This window comes from Labilibacter marinus (genome assembly GCF_001659685.2).
GTDB classification, from domain to species: domain Bacteria; phylum Bacteroidota; class Bacteroidia; order Bacteroidales; family Marinilabiliaceae; genus Saccharicrinis; species Saccharicrinis marinus.
The window spans coordinates 33,066-50,374 of record NZ_LXYE02000006.1; the positions used below are offsets into that span (position 1 = coordinate 33,066).

Here is a 17,309-nt window from a genome sequence, read left to right on the forward strand (position 1 = left end):
TAAAAAACTACTGGATTACTAGGTGAAAAAATGGCATATATTATTTTCAAAACAAGGTCAAAATGGCGTGGTTTACGGGCTGGCAAATGTTTTGTTACGTTTATAATGAATTTTTCAAAAAGAAAATAAAAATGAATTTAAAGGAATATACAATTAAATCGCAGGAGGCCATTCAAAAGGCGATTGAAATTGCCACGGGTCTCAATCATCAAGCCATTGAACCTGGACATATTTTAATGGGAATTCTTCAGGTAGATAAAAATGTGATACCACATTTATTAAATAAGTTATCTGCACAAAATATAGAAGTTCCACTTAAAGCTATTGTTGAAGGTTATCCCAAAGTTTCTGGTGGTGAGCCATACTTGTCAAAAAGTGCTAATGAGCTATTAATGAAGGCTAAGGACTATTTGAGAGAATTTAACGATGAGTTTGTTAGTGTTGAGCATTTGATGCTTGGAATACTTAAAGTGAAAGATGCTGTATCTAATTTATTAAAAGATGCAGGCGTGACAGAACAGGCTTTAAAAGCGGCCATTCAGGAATTAAGAAAAGGAGCTAAGGTAGACTCTCCATCAGCGGAGGATAATTACAATGCCTTAAACAGATATGCGGTTAATCTGAATGAAAGAGCGCGCTCGGGCAAGCTAGATCCTGTGATTGGAAGAGACGAAGAAATAAGGAGGGTACTTCAAATATTATCGAGACGTACTAAAAATAATCCGATACTAATTGGAGAGCCAGGTGTTGGAAAAACCGCTATTGGGGAAGGAATAGCCATTCGAATTGTAAATGGAGATGTACCAGAGAACTTAAAATCTAAATTGATTTACTCTTTAGATATGGGTGCATTGATAGCTGGAGCTAAATATAAAGGAGAGTTTGAAGAACGCTTAAAAGCTGTGGTAAAAGAGGTGACTTCAAGCGATGGCGATATCGTCATGTTTATTGATGAGATACATACCTTAGTTGGTGCAGGAAAAGGAGAAGGTGCCATGGATGCAGCCAATATATTAAAGCCTGCTTTAGCACGTGGTGAATTGAGAGCCGTGGGTGCTACAACCTTAAGTGAATATCAAAAATATTTTGAGAAGGATAAAGCTTTAGAAAGACGCTTTCAACAGGTGATGGTGAATGAACCAGATACCATTAGTGCCATATCTATATTACGCGGATTAAAAGAACGTTACGAAAATCACCATAAGGTTAGAATTAAAGATGATGCCATCATTGCAGCGGTTAATTTATCCACTAAATATATTTCTGATAGGTTTTTACCAGACAAGGCTATTGACCTCATTGATGAAGCAGCAGCTAAGTTACGATTGGAGATGAATTCAGTTCCTGAGGAGTTGGATGAGTTAGACCGTAAGGTGAAGCAGTTGGAGATTGAACGCGAAGCTATCAAAAGAGAAGGTGACGGGTTGAAGCTTCAAAATTTGGTGAAAGAATTATCGGAATTGAAGGATTTACAAAGTGATTTTCGTGCAAAGTGGCAAGAGGAGAAATCTATTGTGGATGATATTCAAAAACAGAAGACAGATATTGAGCACTATAAATTTGAAGCGGAAAAAGCGGAACGCGAAGGTTTATTCGATTTGGTGGCTGAGTTACGTTACGGTAAAATAAAGGTAGCTGAAGAGCGCATCGAAGAACTCAAGCAGGAACTAAAAGATCGTCAACTAGAGAATGCTTTAATTAAAGAGGAGGTAGATTCAGAAGATGTTGCTGGGGTAGTCAGTCGATGGACAGGCATTCCAATTACTAAAATGCTCAAAAGCGAGAAGGAAAAATTGTTGAATCTAGAAAGTGAATTACATAAAAGAGTAGTTGGTCAGGAAGAAGCCATTGAAGCCGTTTCGGATGCGATAAGAAGGAGTAGAGCTGGTTTACAAGATGAAAAGCGACCTGTGGGTTCGTTTATATTTTTGGGTATGTCGGGTGTTGGTAAAACGGAACTGGCCAAGGCTTTAGCTACCTATTTATTTGATGATGAGAATAAGATGACGCGTATTGATATGTCTGAATTTCAGGAAAGACATTCAGTTTCAAGATTGATAGGAGCACCTCCAGGGTATGTGGGTTATGATGAAGGAGGTCAGTTGACTGAGGCGGTGCGTCGCAAACCATATTCGGTGGTGTTATTGGATGAAATAGAAAAGGCGCATCCTGATGTTTTTAACGTATTGTTGCAAGTGCTCGATGATGGGCGTTTAACTGATAACAAAGGTAGAGTAGTGGATTTTAAAAATACTATCATTATCATGACCTCAAATGCGGGTAGTCACTTGATACAAAAGAATTTTGATGCTGTATCAGAAAGTAATTCGGAAGAAGTAATAGAGAAAACCAAGAAAGAAGTATTTGAGCTTTTACGAAGTACCATAAGGCCAGAGTTTTTGAATAGGATAGATGATATCATCATGTTTACACCACTTAGTAGAAAAGAGATTGAAGAAATTGTAGCCCTTCAGTTTAACGGCATTAAGAAAACGCTTGCCTCAAAACAAGTACAAATAGATATCAGTACCGAAGCTATTTCATTTATTGCCAGCGCTGGTTTCGACCCATTGTTTGGAGCTCGACCTATCAAACGAGTGCTTCAAAAGCAAGTATTAAATGAGTTATCAAAAAGAATATTAGCAGATGCAGTTGATAAAAATAAAAAGATAATGATTGACCATGAGGATAATAGCCTAGTTTTTAGTAACTAGAGCTGAGTATTTATAGAATAGGATGAATAAAATGATAAAACCTATTGAGGATGATAATTCTTGATAGGTTTTTATTGGTGCAGCCAAAAGGTTTAATACCTCGAGGCTTGCCCGAGGTGGTTCACTTATAAAGCGTTATTTACTATTTTTAGTTTCTTCAAATTTCAAAGGAGTCTGGTTATGAATGCTTTCTTTGTATCTGAATTACAATTACATTCGCAATCTTAATTATTCTGCATTCGAATAGACGTGATATCTAGGTCAACTATTATTCTATGACTAGAATTGTTTTCTTTTTGCATGCCCATTATTCATCATCAATGAGAATCTAAATACTCATTCTTGTTATCATGATAAAAAACTGTTGTATAAAAAATAAACCTAGCGGAACTCCAATGAGGATGGATAAAGTAAATGAAACGTATCTGTGCACATAAATTGAAAACAATCTGAAAATAAGATAACATAGTAATACAGTACTTAAAGAGTACATAAGTGCTGGTAACAAATATTCAAATTGAAATAGTTCTTTAATTGGCTGTGTTTCGTCATTTGCTTTAAATACAAAAAGAGTGAGTAGTACTGCCAAGATAAGATAAACTGAAAATCCTACTTTTTTTAAAGTTTGAGTTGTTGCCATGTTATTGTCTTCTATATTAATACTGCTTGGTGTAAAATAGAAATTTAGAGGATAAACTTATTGTTATGTTGTATCCTCCGTTTAAATATATGCAGAAATCGCATATAAATCAATCCTACTTTCGGGCTCATTAAATACCTTTTATTCGATTGATAAAATCAGTAAAGGCAGAAGCTTCCATTTTTTTAGCTTTTTTACTTTGTAATATGAGCAGATTTCCATCCATATTTTTTATATAGAATTTAAAGATAAAGTCGGCATTTTCGCTTATGCCCATTTTTCCAAATCGTAAGTCGGCTAAATAAAGTCCATTTTCATCTTCATTTATATGATAGAAACCCTTCGTAAATCGAATTAACTTCTTTATATCCTTTTCGTTTTCAAAAGATTGCAGTTTGTGTTTGTTTTTAGGAATATAAATAAACTTCTGCGGTATTTGAGCATCAAAATTTGAATACAAAGCTACATGATATCCAGTATCAATTTCTGCGATTCCCATCCATAAAAAATTACTCAATGGTAATGGAGATGTTTTAAAGCTTTTTACATCAAACTGTTGCTGAACAAAGGCCTTTTTAAAGATGGTATTTATATGCAGTTTATTCACCACTGTACCTGCCAAATAAAAGGTAGTAAGGTAAAGTACGGATATTATCATATTGCGTCTAAAAAGAGAAGTTCGCTTAAAAAAAGGAATAACCATTAATGCTATTATAAAAGGAATAGTATAAAATATATCTACTATACCAATAGTACCTAATTCAACGCGATAACCTGAAAAAGGAAGGAAAGCGCCCGTGCCATACGTGGTAAAATAATCTAGTAATGGATGTGTGAAGGCGGCCCAAAATATTAACCAGCTCCAATCTTTTCTGCTAGCATTTACACTTTTATGATGAAGTCGATAAATCAACCAACCCAATATGGGTGCTAACAAAAAAGCAAATAGGATAGAGTGCGTAAAACCACGATGAACAAACAGAGCATCTACTTCACTAAAAAGAGGGGTAATCAATACATCTAAATCTGGAATTAGTCCTCCAACAGCGCCCCATACAATGGCTTTGTTACCTGCCTTTTTGCCTAAAACAGCTTCGCCTACTGCTGCTCCTAAAACGGTTTGTGTTACTAAATCCATATTGTTCTTATTAAAAAAATTATAAATCCATCGTACTTAGTAAACCTTTTGCTAGAATAAATGTTTAATTATATATATGAAAAGATAAACAAAGTGTAATATTAATAACACAAGTATAGTAATCAGTAAATTAATAATCTTTTAAAATAAAGTAACATGTTTAAATTTTTTAAAAAGAAAACGAAAGTCGAGCAGCTACACAATCAGTATCAAAAGTTAACCAAGGAAGCATTTAGATTATCTCGAATTAATAGAAGAGCTAGTGATGAAATGGCTGCAGAGGCTAATATGGTTATGAAAAAAATCCAGGTGTTACAAGAAGGATAAACTAGATTTTAATACATGAAAGTGGCATGCAAATCTGATTAGCCTATTTATAATTAGGTAGATGATTAATTTTATTCGGGAGTAACATCGGATAGTTGAATATAAATTTATAAGGATGAAAACGACAATTTTAATATTTATGGCACTCTTAACTTTTAACGATCAATACACGGTTTACGACTTTGAGTCGGAAAATAAATCAGGGCAATGGCGAGTGATTAATGATGGTGTAATGGGCGGATTGTCGGAAAGTAGTATTCAATTGAATAGTGATGGATCTGCCACTTTTAAGGGTTTTGTTTCACTCGAGAATAATGGTGGTTTTGCATCGGTTCGTAGTAATATTGATTCTATAAAACAAGGCGATTTTAAAGGAGTATCTATTCGCTTAAAAGGAGATGGTAGTATGTATAGCTTGCGTTTTAGAACTAACAAAAACTTTGATGGCTATGCATATCAGGCAAAAATAAAAACCGAAAAAGATAAATGGAAGGAGTATAATATTTCATTTAACGACTTTAAGCCTACTTTTAGAGGTTATACCTTAGATGATAAACCAGTTCTTAAGTCGGATGATATTGCACAAATAGGTTTGCTGATTTCAGATAGGCAATCAGGTTATTTTGAGCTTTCTATAGATTGGATTAAACTATATAAGTAAAAGTTTTAATAAAGTATATAAATCGTCTTAAGCATTCATTACTATTAAAAAGTGATTTTTACCTTTAGCTTTGAGTAATTCTTGATTTTTATATAAATCCTGCCCGTGTTTTAACCAAGTATTTGCGAATTTTTTAAATCTACTACAAGGATAAGTTTTGCATTGATAACAGTAATCAAGCTTCTTTTTATCAATGCAGCATACATAAATGCTTTTACACTTTTTTGTTTTGCAACTGGTTTCAGCACCTAAACAAAGGTTTTTATCGCGGACAAAAACTGGGCATACTCCACAATAAATGCCACAAGGGGGAACAAATCCATTATATAAAAAGAGTTGATTCATCAAGTATTATTTCTGATTGAAACTTATATTTCTTTTCACCCTGCTATCCTTATAAGTATACGTTCACAGCTACTATAAGTGCAAGGCTACGGCCAACGGATAAGCAAATTCATTACAATTTAGAAATATTTCTGTATCGAAAAAAATGATAATGGAGAAGTAGGAAATACTCACTTCTATACTATAGATGCTTAGTGAATGTAGCTAAGGTTTAATTCATAGATTCGTTTATATTTGCAATTAATGAAAGAGCAGTGTTTTATTCCTTTTATAGATAATATCCATTCAGAGTTAGTTCCGCACACGTTAAATAACCCTTTTGAACTTGTTACTCCTGATATATGCAAGATTGCAGCTTTACAAATTCAAGCTTACTTGTTGAAGCATCAATCCATATGGAAACATAATTTTGGTTTTTGTGAGCATAAAGAAGGAAATGCCAAAGGTAAAATGTTTGGTGTTTTAGTTGTGAAAAACAAATATGGAGATCTTGGTTTTCTGTCTACTTTTTCAGGAAAAATTCAGGATGAATCTCACCCTAATATCTTTGTTCCTTCGGTTTTCGATGTGGCATCAAATGATTTTTTCATCAATAAAGGGATGAGCAAACTATCTGAAATGGGTTTAGAGATTAAGGACCTAATAAATATAAATACGGAAGAATCAATTCTTAAGGCCAATAAAATAAAGGAGTTACGTAAACATAAATCTGTAAAATTACAGGAAGAATTATTTGATAATTATAGATTTCAGAATAAGGACGGGGAAGTGAAAAAAATGCGTGATATTTTTAAAGTCTATGCCAATAGAAATCCTGCAGCAGGAGCAGGTGAGTGCGCAGCACCAAAATTATTACAATACGCATTCGAAAACGATATGAAGCCTTTGGCCATAGCAGAATTCTGGTGGGGTAAATCAACCAAGTCAGAAGATAAAGTAAATAAAGAATTTTACCCAGCCTGTAATGATAAATGTCGACCTATTCTGTCGTTTATGTTAGGTAAAGAATTCTAATTTTGGTGAGTCAATCTGCTCGGCATATCCCTTAGGTAGTTCTCTGCATTTGAGTTTGATGATGACTTTTATGAAGGGAGTTTAACCCCTTCATATCTTATAAAAATAAACCTTAGTACCTGGTTTTATCAATAATGTGTCATCATTAAGGGAAGTGCTTTCTAATAATCAATCCCCAATAACGATCTACTTATCTGACCAAACTCCAAGTTCATTACCTGCAGGGTCTATAAAGTGAAACCTGCGACCTCCAGGAAATGAAATAATATCTTGCGAAATGATTCCTTTGCAGGCCATTATTTTGTCCTTAATTTCTTCAAGTTTGCTATGGAACAGAACCACTAAAGCGCCATTGTTTATTTTATCATCGCTTTGGGCAAAGCCACCTTCTAAGCCACTTTCGGAAAAAGCTATGTAGGATGGACCATAATCGGTAAAATTCCAGTTAAATGCTGCGCTGTAAAAGGTTTTTATACTTTCTAGGTCTTGAGCTTTAAACTCTACATAGTTAATTTGATTGTCTTTCATTTTAGTTTGTTTTATGTTTCAATTCAAAAATAGGGTAGTAGAGTGACAACTGTATGTCAACAGAGGAAGGTTTTTGTTTAAATATAAATATTATTGGGTAGTAAGTGAGCTATTCTGATTCATTTTATTATCCTGATTTAATACATACTTACTGGTTTAATTAGACTATCTTTATACTGGTTTTTACCGCTTTTGATTTCAATCAATCAGGACTTCATTTTTGTAGCTTAGTTGTCATAAGCAAACACCTAGAGAATAGTTTTTTATTGGATTACAGGTTGTTTGGCCATTACTAGTATTGTTTAATATCACTATTAACAAGAGGGCTTAGTTATGAAAAAACTGATTTTAGGAGTTGTTGGAACGTCAAGAAAAGAGGATGAAAGAAGAGTACCTATTCACCCCGAACATTTTGAGCGATTATCTGAAGATATTCGAAAACAATTAATTTTTGAAGAAGGGTATGGTAAACCGTTTGGCTTAAGCGATCAATATTTTGAATCGCAATCTGGTGGGGTGGCAACACGTCAAGAGTTATTAAGAGATGTTGGTTCGGTGATTATGGCTAAACCCGTTTTGTCGGATTTAGAAGAATTACGCGCAGGAGGATTGATTTGGGGCTACCCACATTGTGCACAGCAAACTGATATTACTCAAACAGCTATAGATAGGAAGTTAACGCTTATTGCCTTTGAAGATATGTTTGTATGGGCACCAAGTGGACAAATAGGAAGGCATACTTTTTATAAGAATAATGAGATGGCGGGTTATTGTGGAGTAATACATGCATTGCAGTTAAAGGGTATTGATGGGCATTACGGTAATCAGCGCAAGGTTATTATTTTTAGTTTTGGAGCAGTGAGTAGAGGAGCCATTTATGCACTTAAAGCACATGGATTTAGAGATATAACCATCTGTGTTCAGCGACCTGATCATGAAGTAAGAGAAGAGATATTAGATGTTCATTATGTACGCTTGCGCGAAGGTAAAGAAAAAGAAGCCAGGCTGGTTATTGAAGAACATGATGGAACGGTACGTCCTTTAGCAAATTTAATGAGTGAATCTGAAATTATTATAAATGGCGTTTTTCAGGATACAGATCATCCATTGAACTTTGTTACGGAAGAGGAAAAAGACGTATTAAAACCTGGATGCTTGATTATAGATGTGAGTTGCGATGAAGGTATGGGATTTTATTTTGCAAAGCCAACTACCTTTAAAGAACCTATGATTCAGATTGATAATATAGACTATTATGCCGTAGATCATACGCCAAGTTATTTATGGGAAAGTGCTTCAAGATCAATTTCGGCAGCATTAATTGTTCATTTGCCATCGGTACTGGAAGGGAAAGAAGGATGGATGAAAAATAATACCATTCAACAGGCCATTAATATAGAAAATGGAGTGATAAAAAAAGAGTCTGTTTTATCGTATCAGAAACGTTTATCGGATTATCCGCATAATTTTATAAGCAGCATGTAATATGAAAAAAGGAATAAGACACTAGAGATATAGCGCAAAGGCCATAGAGCAAGGCCCGACACCCTAGTGCATCACTTACATTTTATATACACAACCGGTTTGCGTCGGAATTTACACCCAAAAGAGAATGCAGAAGACAATTCTCAACTAACACTAACATTTTTAATTTGGGGCTTAGCAATGATTCTTTGTAAGAATCTATTAAGCGTCAATATATTAAACTACTTTCTTACAAAATTTACAGGAATGGTTAATTTAGATTCCACAGGTTCTCCGTTGGTAATTTTAGGTAGCCAATCCTTGGTTAGCTTAACTACTCTTAATGCCTCTTTATCTAATGATTCTTCTACTCCTCGTATGACAACATAGTCTTTAGTTTGTCCATTTGAATCTATTGTGAAGGAGACGTAAACTTTACCTGATATGCCTTTGGAAAGTGCGCCAATTGGATAATTGAGATTCTGACCGATAAAGGACATTAACTGGTAATCGCCATATTTGAAGCCAGCAGGGCGATTCTTTATTTCAACTTTTACCCCTGTTACAGTACTGAATATCGTTTCAACATCATTTTCGACTAAGGTCGTGGGAAAAGCTATTTCATCTAAAATAAATTTTTCCGCTTTTGTAAAATGACTATGGTTATTAAATGGTGACTTTGGTAAAAGGGCACTGGTTGGGACTCCATAATCATTAGAAAACCCTGAATTATTTATTCCGCTTATGTATTTTCCTTTTCTGTATTGTTCACTATGAATAAGCTTTCCATCACTAATTCTAACAGCTTTCCATGTACCATGCATTACACTGTCTTTAAATGTACCATGTAATCTGCAGATACAATCATGGCTAAACAGGTTATACTTAACTGAATCAACCATCCACTTTCCTGTTCCATTGCTTATTAATGGTTCTCCCGATTTGTCATAAAAATCAGTTACTACAAAATTATTATTAATATTTCCTTTTTTTATTAAGATAACTTGCTTAAGCTGCCCAGACCAATAATAATACCGCCAAGTTCCAGTCATCCTATTATTTACAATTTCACCTTCTTTTTTTACTTGTCCGTTTTTATAATACCATTTAAAATAACCGTTACGTTTGCCCTTAGTATATTCTCCTTCTCCTATTATGTTACCTTGAGTATCGGAATCTATTACCTTACCATCTAGTTTAAAGTTATTAAGGTCGTAACTTGCTTTACGTATGTAGCTTGCGAATTCGGGATTTGTAATTTCCCATTGGGCATTATAAAAAAGTTTAACTTCTTGTTGGCTAAAACTCTTAATTGAAATAGCGATTAAGAAAAATAATAACAAGGTGTTTTTTGATTTAATAGGCGATAGGATAGTCATGGTTGGATTAAATGATTTAGTTTATGTCAATTTCAAATATAATTAAATATTTATAAGTTCCCTAGATAATTGGCTGGATGATGGTTGAAGTTCTCTGCCCGCTGTTTTTTAAAGTTTTTGATAGGTGCCTACTCATTTCAGCATATTATACTGAAATGATGAATAGTGGGCGAATTTAGGACAGAGAACTGTAGCTCATTTTAAAAATTAAAAAACGATATTTTCACATCATCATTGATGGCTTCAAACTGCATACGGAACAAATTCAGTTTTTTGCTTTTGGTCCAGATTCCTCCATGAATTTCATAACCCAATCTCCCAACTGAATAATTCAAAATTCTTGTATCAATATATCCTTCATCCAATCCTTCAGATACTTTACTCATCAATTCATGAAACTCTTCATCTTTAGTTTCAAAGTTGGTTAGCGTTTTACATACAGAGTAGTTTTTAGCATACATATTACTAACAAACTCATTTATTAAGGCTTCTATCTGAAAATACTTAGTAGATTTTTCTTCAATCTCTTTTGAGGTAAACGAGTATTCAAAAGTCTTCTTTTTTCCTTCTTTATCGTTTATTAAGCTAATTTTAATTACCGAGGTAGAATCAATTTCGTATTCGTTATTAATTAAAATGGCTGAACTGAGGGCAAATCCTTGTTTATCAATTCCGTGATTAAATAACGGACTATTAGTAAACGAAAACTCTTTAATATTATCGTCCTTCTCATCTGTACTCGACACAGAATGCTCCGAAACCCTGCAAATACAATTTATAGATAACTTACTTAGTTTGTCTGATGAGCACGAAGTAAAGGCAATTAAAAGAAATCCAATGATTAGTTTATTCATCTGTTTATATTTTATGGTTAAATGAAACTCTCTGAATACTTATCTTGTTGTGTAAGAGTAGTTTTTAGAGGTGTTTCATGTTTTTTTAATAAATGCCAGTTTAGTTTAATTTTCGGCATTATTCAAGTTTTAAACTTATTAATTTGTGTTGGTATTTTCTTCTATTAACTAATCACTTAACTGATGCACTTGTTAAGATTGATCCATTTAAACTCTCCTTCACACTTTTTTTATAGCTCCGTCCAATGTTTAACCTAACCGTATCAACAACAATGCTGTCGGAAGAACATTCTTTAATTCTTTCAGTATTGATGATAAAAGAGCGGTGTATTCTTAAAAACATATCGGGTAAGCGGTTGGCCAGAGTGCTAATTTTTTCCTTACTTTCTATAGTATCATTAACTGTAACAACCTTAATGTAATTGGAGGCACTTTCAATGTAAATAATGTCGTTGTAGGCTATTTTGGTCATTTTACGCTTGCTCATTATTTCAAGAAACGATTTTTTCATTTTTTCTTTTTCCTCCAAAAGTTGTTGAATGACTTGTCGGTTTTCAGATATTTGACTCATCATTAAGAGAAACGAACCTATTAATACTAGTAAATACAATACAACTGGCAAAAGCCCTATTTTAGCAGCATTAGGGTTTAGGTCGTTATAATTAAGGTTTACCAGAAATATATACGAAAAAGTCAATACTAATACTTCGAGGTATACCGATACAACAGCCGTAGAAAAAGTATATAAAGCAAAACGTTTGTATCTTTTAGTGAGGTAATATTTTGGAACAAGGAAATAATTAAAAAAATAGGAGGTTCCTAAAACAATTGGGAGTAGCATACACACAAAGTAAAATGCTGCAGAACTATTTCCCCATGATAATGCAAATGCTCGACTTAAAACAAGTACGACAAAAATCCAATAAGCAATATGGTAAGCAGGTTTTTTTAAATATTTATTCATTCTTTTCTACTATTTCTGTCTAATTTGGGCAAATATATTAAAATTACTAGCTAGAGGTGATAAATAACCATTTTAGAAGCGGATTCAACCTTGGTTTTTTCCCTCGTCACGCATACTTTGGCAGTAGTTTTAAACCATGAAAAAATGAATATATGCAAGAGCTATTTATCAAGGGAGGACTAGAGTTTATGGGCTTATTAACAATTTTGTTAGTAATAACGACTGCCTGGCTTATTTACTATTTTGTTGTTGCTTACATCTCTAAAAAAATAGATAAGGAAGTATGCCTACGTAAGCTTAGATATGGGAAAGACATAGGTTTATTCACTTTAACAATGGGAGTTTTTGGCAGTTTAATTGGGTTCATGTCCATGTTTGATATTATTGAAGATATAACTGCAAAAGGTATAGAGATTACAGCTCAAAATGTATTTGGGGGAATAAAAGCTACTATGATCGTTATCATATACGGAATACTGATTTATTTATTCTCGCTCTTATTATGGTTTATATTCTCGCTATTGATAGAAAAAAAGATAGAGAAGCAGACTTAATACTTATCTATAATTCTTAAGACATTTTATTACAAATTTTGTCTTGACTGAAGCTATGGTTCATCAGTCAGCGTGGCGTAGCTATGTCTAATAATTTATTAAATAATTTTCTTTTAAACAGATATTTAATATCACTCCTCTAAAATTTAGGTTGCTTGCACTTGGCAAGAAGGGAAAGTGCAATTATACTCTTTTAAAGAATGAGAAGAAGGAAGTTTGATACCATCAATTACACGTATCGAAAGATAACAAGAACTTAATTTTAAAATCAAATTATACATTATGAAACTCTTACTTATTACATTTCTAGGCGTATTTACACTACTATCTTGCTCTAAAAAAGCAAATGATTTTAGTTCAACGGCAACTATTACCACGGTTTTTCCCTTGCAGGCTTACCAGGAAGATTACAAACAAATGGTTGAGCTTTTGGTAGAGAAACATCCTAAACCTTATGCTTTTATTAGCGAAGATTCTTTAAGTATACTGATTGAGGATCAATACAATAAAATTAATGATTCAATAAGTTTAGGGCGTTTTATATGGATTTGCGAAAAAGTAGTAGCAGCCGTTCAATGTGGGCACTCTGCTGTTTGGACTGGTCAACTACAAAACCTTCCAAAAGCAATGCGTTTTCCGATGAATGTACGGTTCCATAAGGAAAAATTGTACATCATGGATGCTAAAACTAACGCGGATAAGCTGGAGGCTGGTGATGAAATACTAAGCATAAATGGTGTTGATATAGCTACACTACAAAAGGCAATATTTACGCATCTGCCAAGTGAAGGATGCAATAGAGCCATTCAAGCAGAAATTGCCAATGATTTTTTCACGCAGTTTTGTGCCATGTATTTTAATTTCCCCACCTCATTCACCGTTAAGGTAAAACATAAAGAAGAAATGGGAGAAATACATCTGGCACAGGCAACGGAATTTCATCCAACAAAAACCTTTTTAGATAAGGGTGACAAGCCTCTTTGTTTTGATACCGATTTGGAAAACAGTACTACTACACTAACCATTCGTTCTTTTGAGTATTATAAAAAACAGCTTCCTATTTTTAAATCGTTTGTGGATAGTTGTTTTCAGAACATCCATGAAAATCAAATTCAAAACTTAATAATTGATGTAAGAGATAATGGTGGGGGCGATCCTTTTTGTAGTTCTTATCTGCTGGGGTATATTGCCGATAAGCCTTATACTTATTTTGATAAGGATATAGCTTGGTGGTACCGTAAATTAAAAAAGCCTATTCAATCCAAGGCCAATAGATTTAAAAATAAACCATACATATTGGTAAATGGAAAGTGTTTGTCAACCACTGGTCATTTTTGCTCTTTGGTTAAAGAAAACGATTGGGGAATTATTGTGGGCGAAGAAACGGGAGCTACGTATACTTGTAACGATTTTAGTAAATTCTATAACTTCGACAATACAAACGCATTTTTACGAGTTGCCACACGAGAGGTTAAAACCACTGTTACTAGTTTAAGCAACAAAAAAGGCATTATTCCCGATCATCATGTGACAACTAATATCCAACATTATTTAAGTAACATAGATACCGTATTAAATTACACGCTAAACCTAATAGAAGAAAAGCAACTGATATCTAAAAATTAGCTTTAGTGTAGAGTTAAAACGAAATTTAAAAGAGGCTTTTGTAAAGTTAAAAATGCCTTCTTCAGTAGCCTCTTTTTTATTACTGCTAAAGCCAACTCAACCAATAAATAGCACTTGTTTGCCTATTTAGAACCACCATTTGTTTTAAATTATACGATACTATAAAGTGTTTATGGTTTATCCAGATGGTTTAATACATGCTCTTTGTAATTTCTACCAATAGTAAATTGCCGGTCATCCAGCATAATATACGATGATGTGTAATGGTCAATTTTGTTGATATTAATAATGAAAGAACGGTGGATACGTTGAAATAACTGTGGTGGTAATTCTTTTTCAATGCTCGATAAGGAATCGTAACAAATAAGGCTATTTGTCGTCGTTTTAATTTTAATGTAGTTATCCAGACCTTCAATATAAAGTATGGTTTCTGTGGCAATTTTATAATTCTTTTTATCCGCCTTAATATGAATAAACTCTTTTGGTTTTTGAAACTGAGTCTGTTTCATTGCCAGAAATTTATTTATCGTTTTTAAAAATCTGCCGGTAGAAATAGGCTTTACAAGATAATCGAGGGCGTCCAGTTCAAAAGCTTCAACAGCAAACTCTCTGTAGGCAGTTGTAAAAATTACGTAAGGCTTAACTGCCAATGCTTTTAAAAATTCAATTCCATCTATAGAAGGCATATTGATATCTAAAAATAAAATATCGACACTTCCATTATTTAAAGTCGTTATTGCCTCCATTGGCTTGGTATATGATCCTATACATTCTAACTGATTAGCGAAATTTTCCAGGTGTTCCTGAATCACTTTTATCGCTAACGGTTCATCGTCAATTATGATGCATTTATATTTTACTTTTCCGGACATTACCTTAAAATTTTTAGTTTGGCTTCAAAAAACTTATCGCCTGATGATATTTGTAATTCCTGATGATTTTGGTACACTAATTCTAATCTTTCACGAACGTTTTTTAAGCCCAGGCCTTTACTTTTCTTGATTTCAATTCCATTAATAATACTGTGAACACTGTTTTTTACACTGAATATAATTAAGGATGTGGTAATCTCTAATTCTATATTAATAAAATCATTGTCAGCTTGTTTTAACCCGTGCTTAAAGGCATTTTCAACAAAAGGGAATAATACCAAAGGAGCAATTTTTATCTCGTCCTTATCTTCAGGGAAATCAAAGCTGACATTAAAACTTTCGTCGTGTCTAATTCTTTCCAGTTCAATGTAATTATTGATGAATTGTATTTCATTTTTTAATTCTACCCGTTCTGTATTGCATTCGTAAAGCATATACTCCAGTAATTCGGATAAACGAACAATTACCTCCCTCGAAAGCGCAGTGCTCTCATTAACTAAGGCATAAAGGTTGTTCATCATATTAAAAATAAAATGTGGATGAATTTGCTCTTTAAGCAATTGTAGTTGAACTTCTTTGAATTTTAATTCGAGTATATTTTTTTCTTTCTCAATAATTAATTTTTCCTCTTTCGATTGAAAAGATTCTTTCGTAAAATAAAAAACAGAGGACAGCAGCGCTATTAAATAGGTGCCTGTCAGGAGAATAATAACATCTTCGAAAGAAGGTAAAATGATATTTGTAAAGGCTACATTGCTGTAAAAAGTGATTAAAAAGAGCGCAATGCTAATAAGCCATAAGGATATAATAAATAGAGTAAAGAGTAGGTACATAAACAACACTCTTTTGCCCTTAAATAAAAACCTAGGAATTAAAACTTTATTGGTAATCCTTGCATTGGCAAAACTAATCAGCAAGAGTAAAATAGATACATTAGTACGAATTTGAATATCGTAATGCCTGTTACTGAAAACAAAAAACATGAATAATGATGCTAGCGACCAATAAATGATTTCCCAATATGGAAATTCTTTTATATTAGATTTTATGTTTTTGTTGATAGTCATAAGAAACAAATTCCAATCAAGGGGGTGAACTACTTTTGTAAATGCCTAATACTTCAGGGATTTCATCCCTAAAACCCTGACTTCATTTTTTGTCTTGATACAAAAAACGCAAGCAAAAAAAATCAAGACTGCGCCTAGCTCACTATTAAAACTACGCTTCTTTAGTCTAAATCGCTAAAACTCGAACCTTCCTATGTCAGGCTCTCAAACAAATCGCAATTTTACGACTAAACAATCTTGTTTTAATGCTCACCAGACGATGTCATGGCGGTGACAAACCGGCAATACGAAATATTTAATAGCTTACACTTTGAATCGATTAACAAATATAGAACGAAATTAGCTTTGTTATTACATCGGCAGTCTATTTTATGTCAACAACACGAAACACACCCTGAATAACTAAAATGCTATTTATTGTTTTAAATTTGTTGTTGAGGATGCCATTTGCGTTGTTTCCATAATTCATTCTTATAGCTTGTCATGAATCTTTACTATTGTTCTATCGTTAATTTCTAAAAACTTAATATTATGAATATGTTTCATGACGGTATAGCCAGTTTAACTAGACTTTTTTATGAAGGTGGCCCAGCTTTTATGGCCCTTGTTTACCTTTTGTGGTTAACAGTCATTGTCTTAGCTGTACGCTTTGTTATTTTGTACCGCTCTAATAAAAATCCTCAAAAACTTAAAAAGACAAACGAAAGCATTCTGTTTTTTGGCAGTCTGGCATTTTTGATTGGTATAAGCGGACAAATGGTTGGCCTTATAGCCGCTTTTGACATTATTCAAAGTAAGGGAAGTGAAAGCATTAATCCGAACTATCTCGCTGGTGGTTTAAAAGTTAGTTTTATAGTACCATTCTTCGGCATGGTACTTCTTATCCTATCAGCCATCCTTTGGTTTGTATTCCGAAATATGAAAAAATACCCTTCTCAAAACGGAGCTATAAATCAGTAAGATTACTGACTATAATAAATCAGTTGTAACTATTCAGTAGTAAGACAAAAGTATAAAGACAAAAGACAAGAGTTTATTCATTGATACTTATAATTATTAAGTTCTGAATTATTCTTATTGTTAAACTAGTTTAAAGAATATAGCACCTTTTTTTATCATTGTTTACCATAAACTAGAATGTATGAAAATTGTAAAATGCTCA

General features: G+C 33.3%; 16 protein-coding genes. 8 read left to right on the forward strand and 8 right to left on the reverse strand.

What is annotated here, in order from left to right:
- Positions 1-131 precede the first annotated feature (131 nt).
- The gene (gene clpB, locus A8L32_RS02985) at positions 132-2,714 is read left to right on the forward strand and encodes an ATP-dependent chaperone ClpB (RefSeq protein ID WP_066627705.1); all 2,583 of its coding nucleotides are present in this window, start codon (positions 132-134) and stop codon (positions 2,712-2,714) included.
- Between the two features lie 770 nt (positions 2,715-3,484).
- Here clpB and A8L32_RS02995 read toward each other — a convergent pair.
- Positions 3,485-4,492, reverse strand: a complete 1,008-nt coding sequence (locus A8L32_RS02995; RefSeq protein WP_066627612.1) for a metal-dependent hydrolase — start codon at positions 4,490-4,492, stop codon at positions 3,485-3,487.
- 156 nt (positions 4,493-4,648) lie between these two features.
- On the opposite strand from A8L32_RS02995, the gene A8L32_RS23375 reads away from it, so the two are divergent.
- Complete coding sequence (locus tag A8L32_RS23375) at positions 4,649-4,819, forward strand: Lacal_2735 family protein (RefSeq protein WP_143525003.1); 171 nt, start codon at positions 4,649-4,651, stop codon at positions 4,817-4,819.
- Positions 4,820-4,934: 115 nt separating this feature from the next.
- Positions 4,935-5,480 carry a CIA30 family protein gene (locus A8L32_RS03000; RefSeq protein WP_083631155.1) on the forward strand — a complete coding sequence of 182 codons (546 nt, stop codon included), beginning with the start codon at positions 4,935-4,937 and terminating at the stop codon, positions 5,478-5,480.
- A 27-nt stretch (positions 5,481-5,507) separates the two neighbouring features.
- Here the strand turns inward: A8L32_RS03000 and A8L32_RS03005 are convergent, their stop codons facing one another.
- A complete protein-coding gene (locus tag A8L32_RS03005) occupies positions 5,508-5,825 on the reverse strand; it encodes a DUF3795 domain-containing protein (protein WP_071797437.1) in 318 nt (105 codons plus the stop codon).
- A gap of 243 nt (positions 5,826-6,068) precedes the next feature.
- Between A8L32_RS03005 and A8L32_RS03010 the strand changes: the two genes are divergently transcribed.
- Positions 6,069-6,839 carry a hypothetical protein gene (locus tag A8L32_RS03010; protein ID WP_066627618.1) on the forward strand — a complete coding sequence of 257 codons (771 nt, stop codon included), beginning with the start codon at positions 6,069-6,071 and terminating at the stop codon, positions 6,837-6,839.
- 186 nt (positions 6,840-7,025) lie between these two features.
- Here A8L32_RS03010 and A8L32_RS03015 read toward each other — a convergent pair whose 3' ends face one another.
- Positions 7,026-7,367 (reverse strand): VOC family protein, encoded by a 342-nt coding sequence (locus A8L32_RS03015; RefSeq protein WP_066627619.1) that lies wholly within the window; start codon positions 7,365-7,367, stop codon positions 7,026-7,028.
- A 333-nt stretch (positions 7,368-7,700) separates the two neighbouring features.
- Between A8L32_RS03015 and A8L32_RS03020 the strand changes: the two genes are divergently transcribed.
- Positions 7,701-8,852 (forward strand): N(5)-(carboxyethyl)ornithine synthase, encoded by a 1,152-nt coding sequence (locus A8L32_RS03020; RefSeq protein ID WP_066627627.1) that lies wholly within the window; start codon positions 7,701-7,703, stop codon positions 8,850-8,852.
- A 221-nt stretch (positions 8,853-9,073) separates the two neighbouring features.
- Here A8L32_RS03020 and A8L32_RS03025 read toward each other — a convergent pair whose 3' ends face one another.
- From A8L32_RS03025 to A8L32_RS03035, 3 genes are all read right to left on the reverse strand, one after another.
- Positions 9,074-10,210 (reverse strand): energy transducer TonB, encoded by a 1,137-nt coding sequence (locus A8L32_RS03025; protein ID WP_066627630.1) that lies wholly within the window; start codon positions 10,208-10,210, stop codon positions 9,074-9,076.
- A gap of 200 nt (positions 10,211-10,410) precedes the next feature.
- Entirely contained in the window at positions 10,411-11,064 is a 654-nt protein-coding gene (locus A8L32_RS03030) for a hypothetical protein (RefSeq protein WP_066627633.1), read from the reverse strand.
- A gap of 172 nt (positions 11,065-11,236) precedes the next feature.
- Complete coding sequence (locus tag A8L32_RS03035; protein ID WP_066627637.1) at positions 11,237-12,028, reverse strand: LytR/AlgR family response regulator transcription factor; 792 nt, start codon at positions 12,026-12,028, stop codon at positions 11,237-11,239.
- A 152-nt stretch (positions 12,029-12,180) separates the two neighbouring features.
- Between A8L32_RS03035 and A8L32_RS03040 the strand changes: the two genes are divergently transcribed.
- Together A8L32_RS03040 and A8L32_RS03045 are read left to right on the forward strand one after the other, a co-directional pair.
- A complete protein-coding gene (locus tag A8L32_RS03040) occupies positions 12,181-12,582 on the forward strand; it encodes a MotA/TolQ/ExbB proton channel family protein (RefSeq protein WP_066627639.1) in 402 nt (133 codons plus the stop codon).
- Positions 12,583-12,864: 282 nt separating this feature from the next.
- Positions 12,865-14,208, forward strand: coding sequence for a S41 family peptidase (locus A8L32_RS03045; protein ID WP_066627642.1), 1,344 nt, complete (start codon positions 12,865-12,867; stop codon positions 14,206-14,208).
- Positions 14,209-14,378: 170 nt separating this feature from the next.
- Here A8L32_RS03045 and A8L32_RS03050 read toward each other — a convergent pair whose 3' ends face one another.
- Together A8L32_RS03050 and A8L32_RS03055 are read right to left on the reverse strand one after the other, a co-directional pair.
- Positions 14,379-15,080: a LytR/AlgR family response regulator transcription factor gene (locus A8L32_RS03050; protein ID WP_066627645.1), complete on the reverse strand. Its 702-nt coding sequence runs from the start codon at positions 15,078-15,080 to the stop codon at positions 14,379-14,381.
- Positions 15,080-16,147, reverse strand: coding sequence for a sensor histidine kinase (locus tag A8L32_RS03055; RefSeq protein ID WP_066627649.1), 1,068 nt, complete (start codon positions 16,145-16,147; stop codon positions 15,080-15,082). Before A8L32_RS03055 ends, A8L32_RS03050 begins: the two co-directional genes overlap by 1 nt.
- Before the next feature lie 531 nt (positions 16,148-16,678).
- Between A8L32_RS03055 and A8L32_RS03060 the strand changes: the two genes are divergently transcribed.
- Positions 16,679-17,107: a MotA/TolQ/ExbB proton channel family protein gene (locus tag A8L32_RS03060; RefSeq protein ID WP_066627652.1), complete on the forward strand. Its 429-nt coding sequence runs from the start codon at positions 16,679-16,681 to the stop codon at positions 17,105-17,107.
- Positions 17,108-17,309: the final 202 nt, after the last annotated feature.

Bases quoted from the DNA above. Each gene is read 5' to 3' on its own strand.
- A8L32_RS03020 (WP_066627627.1), top strand. From the start codon at position 7,701: ATGAAAAAACTGATTTTAGGAGTTGTTGGAACGTCAAGAAAAGAGGAT.
- A8L32_RS03050 (WP_066627645.1), bottom strand. From the start codon at position 15,080: ATGTCCGGAAAAGTAAAATATAAATGCATCATAATTGACGATGAACCG.
- A8L32_RS02995 (WP_066627612.1), bottom strand. From the start codon at position 4,492: ATGGATTTAGTAACACAAACCGTTTTAGGAGCAGCAGTAGGCGAAGCT.
- A8L32_RS03040 (WP_066627639.1), top strand. From the start codon at position 12,181: ATGCAAGAGCTATTTATCAAGGGAGGACTAGAGTTTATGGGCTTATTA.
- A8L32_RS03000 (WP_083631155.1), top strand. From the start codon at position 4,935: ATGAAAACGACAATTTTAATATTTATGGCACTCTTAACTTTTAACGAT.
- A8L32_RS03005 (WP_071797437.1), bottom strand. From the start codon at position 5,825: ATGAATCAACTCTTTTTATATAATGGATTTGTTCCCCCTTGTGGCATT.
- A8L32_RS03060 (WP_066627652.1), top strand. From the start codon at position 16,679: ATGAATATGTTTCATGACGGTATAGCCAGTTTAACTAGACTTTTTTAT.
- A8L32_RS03045 (WP_066627642.1), top strand. From the start codon at position 12,865: ATGAAACTCTTACTTATTACATTTCTAGGCGTATTTACACTACTATCT.
- A8L32_RS03030 (WP_066627633.1), bottom strand. From the start codon at position 11,064: ATGAATAAACTAATCATTGGATTTCTTTTAATTGCCTTTACTTCGTGC.
- A8L32_RS03015 (WP_066627619.1), bottom strand. From the start codon at position 7,367: ATGAAAGACAATCAAATTAACTATGTAGAGTTTAAAGCTCAAGACCTA.
- A8L32_RS03055 (WP_066627649.1), bottom strand. From the start codon at position 16,147: ATGACTATCAACAAAAACATAAAATCTAATATAAAAGAATTTCCATAT.
- clpB (WP_066627705.1), top strand. From the start codon at position 132: ATGAATTTAAAGGAATATACAATTAAATCGCAGGAGGCCATTCAAAAG.
- A8L32_RS03025 (WP_066627630.1), bottom strand. From the start codon at position 10,210: ATGACTATCCTATCGCCTATTAAATCAAAAAACACCTTGTTATTATTT.
- A8L32_RS23375 (WP_143525003.1), top strand. From the start codon at position 4,649: ATGTTTAAATTTTTTAAAAAGAAAACGAAAGTCGAGCAGCTACACAAT.
- A8L32_RS03010 (WP_066627618.1), top strand. From the start codon at position 6,069: ATGAAAGAGCAGTGTTTTATTCCTTTTATAGATAATATCCATTCAGAG.
- A8L32_RS03035 (WP_066627637.1), bottom strand. From the start codon at position 12,028: ATGAATAAATATTTAAAAAAACCTGCTTACCATATTGCTTATTGGATT.